3 protein-coding genes and 1 pseudogene are annotated in these 2,692 nt (G+C 58.4%); all 4 read right to left on the minus strand.

The window, feature by feature from the left end; genetic code table 11:
- Positions 1 to 628 precede the first annotated feature (628 nt).
- The 4 genes and pseudogenes from IVA80_RS22080 to IVA80_RS22090 all read right to left on the minus strand — a co-directional run bounded on the left by IVA80_RS22080 (position 629) and on the right by IVA80_RS22090 (position 2,167).
- On the minus strand, positions 629 to 808 hold the full coding sequence (locus IVA80_RS22080; RefSeq protein ID WP_247435162.1) for a hypothetical protein: 180 nt from the start codon (positions 806 to 808) through the stop codon (positions 629 to 631).
- 131 nt (positions 809 to 939) lie between these two features.
- A pseudogene (locus IVA80_RS22085) lies at positions 940 to 1,098 on the minus strand (transposase); the annotation flags it as partial.
- A gap of 86 nt (positions 1,099 to 1,184) precedes the next feature.
- A complete protein-coding gene (locus tag IVA80_RS38240) occupies positions 1,185 to 1,472 on the minus strand; it encodes an extracellular solute-binding protein (protein ID WP_346348012.1) in 288 nt (95 codons plus the stop codon).
- Positions 1,469 to 2,167 carry an extracellular solute-binding protein gene (locus IVA80_RS22090; protein WP_253075737.1) on the minus strand — a complete coding sequence of 233 codons (699 nt, stop codon included), beginning with the start codon at positions 2,165 to 2,167 and terminating at the stop codon, positions 1,469 to 1,471. Before IVA80_RS22090 ends, IVA80_RS38240 begins: the two co-directional genes overlap by 4 nt.
- Positions 2,168 to 2,692: the final 525 nt, after the last annotated feature.

Below are 2,692 nucleotides of genomic sequence, written 5' to 3' on the forward strand. Positions count from 1 at the left end.
CCTGCCATGATGTCGCTCCTCATTGCGCCAATCGCAAACGAGGAATCCGCCAACACCCAATCAGTTCCGACGCAGATTTCTTGGAATCGATCGTCTAGGTAATCGGATATCCAGCGCGCATCTGGTGTTCGCCGATCGAACTGCACGTACCTATTCAAGGAGACCCTTGGCTTGCTCGAGGTCCACAACCCATGGGAGTTTCCCAAAGTAAGCGGTATACGCTATGATGACGCAACATGAAAAGGATTGTTGGCGCCGAGTTCATCCCACCTCAACATCCGCGACGGCGCGAGCTGCAGGTCAGGCCCAATTGCGCAGCGTACCGCGTAGCCCATTGATGCAGACGCGGGGTGAGTCCGAGAAGAGGACCATCCGCGTGACTCCGAAGGCGCCATCTCGATCACCCGCAGTTTGCAGCAACCAATAGAGCATTCTTGTGGGAGCGCCGCGCAAGATCGTTCAATTGGTAGGATCGTGATACCGAGGTCGACACGCGATCCACTCCGACAATCAGCGAGGCAGCCGAGACCTTCCCCATCCGAGTCCTCGCAGATCAGGAGGCATTGTGGGCGCCAATTCTAAACTCGGTCCGGCTCGCTCGCTCATCGATTCGCTCAAAGCCTGCTGTTCATCTGGGATCGGCATCGCTGACCACCATCTCTTCCATCGCCAGCTGGTCCAGTCTCGCGCCACGCGCATCAGTGAGTTGATCCGACACGAAGGACCAGCGGTCGATCGGCACCATCGCCGCCATCATCGGCGCCGGGCCCGATTGCCCGCTTGCGGGCGCCACGGCGACGCACCGCAAGCGTCTCCTCCCGGTAGACAGAAGCAGCCTCTAGTCGTTGATCATATAGCCCTCCCGCTCGCGCAACGAGGCGTTTTTCTGGAACGAATATTCGCGGGGCTTTGGTTCCGAGTTCGCCTTAACCGCGAACAGACTTCAGGGCAATCGCGCCACCGCGAACCAGATTTCAGCATGTGCATAGTGCCGCTGATCACGCGCCTATCATCGACCCGATGCGCTCGTTTGCGCCCTCGCGGCAACAACGGCACAATTGGTCGCCACTCTGAATCGCACAACTTCCTTAGACGCACCTCTCGAGTCGGTGAAAAGCTAGGGTATCCGACATCGGGATGGTACGGCGGCGTCCCTCGCCATCCCAAGGATTTCACGGCCAGATCTAGCGCAGGATCCACTCGTTCCAGCGCTCGCGGAGTCGGTCGGTGTTGGTCAGACCGTCCGATCCGCGTTCACTGTACCAACCCATATTGATGGGGATCGCGCTCGCCATGTAGTCAGGATGGGTAGGAAGTTTGCGGCCCACGTCCTCTGGCAGGAGCTTGAACGCCTTGCGAGTGGTGGGGCCCTCGGGGTAGAGCTGCGCAAAGGCAGCTTGGCGCTCTGCACGGGTGGCGAACTCGATAAATCTCTGCGCATTCTGCGCATTCGGAGTGCCCTTCGGGATCACCCAATAGTCCCACTGCAGCTTGGATTGGTTTCGATTGAGCTCCACCGGAGCCCCCTGGAAACCACCAGACCAGCCCGTCCATCATACGACTGAACGAGATCGGCCGCCTTATCCTGCATGATTTGCTGGATCTCAGAGCCAACTGTCCACCACTTCCGGACGTGCGGCTTGATCTTGTCGAGGCTGGCGAAAACACGGTCGATGTCCATCGGATAGATCTTGTCCGGAGACACACCGTCTGCCAGCAGGGCTTCCTCCCAGGGGCCCTCCGATCCGTTGCGGCCCGACACCGCGCGAACGCCAGGAAACGACTTGACGTCCCAGAACTCGGCCCAACTGGTGGGCCGGGGTTTGTTGGCCGGGAATCTCTCGGTATTGTAGACCATCAGGTAAGAATAGATCACCATACCAACCCCGAACGGCTGCTTGGCGAAGTCAAAGAGTCCGTCCAACTCCTCCTTCTTGTAGATTGAGTAATCGATCGGCTCGAGAAACCCTTTGTCAGCAGCAACACGGGCTGCGCCTTGATTCATAGGAAAAACATCGACGCTAATGCTATTCGTAGTCACCATCAGCTCAAGCTTCGCCAAGGTGAGCTGGTCGGTGATCGCACTTACCTTGACCCCGGTCGCGGCTTGGAACGGCTTGGTGTAGGCTTCGATATTCGCCTTGCCTACGTCCCCACCGTTGACCATGATCCGCAGCTCGTCTGAGGCTGCCGCCGAAGCACGGCGGTAGCTGATTCGACCGCCCCGATCACAAGTGCGGATGCCCCCCCTGCATGAGGCGCCTGCGGTCTACCGAAATGCTCATTTTTTTCCCTCCTCTATTATTTCCGTGATCTTCGTCGATCGGAAATCTTCATTTGTTGGGCAAATATTAGTGGGCCAAAAGAGCGGAATCTCCCATATAGGGCCGACCAGGGCCTGAATTCTTCGCAAAACGCAAAATGTGCAGGTTTCGATGCACTCAAGGCCTCGGATGCTGAACGGCAAGGCGCCATCGTCCGGTGCCCGCTACCGGGAGGCGGGCGGTGTGCCCGCCTGCCTCCAGAAGCTTCGGAACCGGATCAAATTATAGGCCACAGCGCCAGAACGAAGACGGCATCGCCGCCTCGCAGCGAGCTATGCGGGATTTTGGGTGACGAGGTGATCAGGCGGCGTGGTTTGCCGGCATGTGGATGACCTCGATGCCGTCGTTGAATCTGACACCTGCGATCA

The organism is Bradyrhizobium sp. 139 (genome assembly GCF_023074175.1).
Taxonomy (GTDB): domain Bacteria; phylum Pseudomonadota; class Alphaproteobacteria; order Rhizobiales; family Xanthobacteraceae; genus Bradyrhizobium.